The organism is Rothia mucilaginosa (genome assembly GCF_964211445.1).
Classification (GTDB): Bacteria; Actinomycetota; Actinomycetes; order Actinomycetales; family Micrococcaceae; genus Rothia; species Rothia mucilaginosa_E.
The window spans coordinates 1-292 of sequence record NZ_CAXOQT010000086.1; the positions used below are offsets into that span (position 1 = coordinate 1).

Here is a 292-nt window from a genome sequence, read left to right on the forward strand (position 1 = left end):
CCATGCTGCGCATTAGCTACGTGCCCGCGATTATGCCCGGCAAGTGGTTCAACCGTTGGCACGAGCGTTACGGTGACCGCGGGCAGCTGGCGGAGGTGCCCGTGCGTGAGGCGCGCGGCCTGGACTCCCTGCACCAGGATTTGTGCCTGATTGATCCTGCCCTTGAACCGGCGGCAGAGGGCGAAAATACTGCTGCTGAAGCGCCCGCCGAGGCTGTCGAACACGCCCCCATCGAGCGTAAGGACGTACCCGAGAACCCCTTTGCGCACATGAGCATTGTGCGCCCGGACCG

The 292-nt window shown here is 64.7% G+C and carries 1 pseudogene; it reads left to right on the top strand.

Features of this window, described 5'->3' with window-relative positions:
- Nucleotides 1-292 (top strand): annotated as a pseudogene (locus AB8E48_RS09050) (LysR substrate-binding domain-containing protein); the annotation flags it as partial.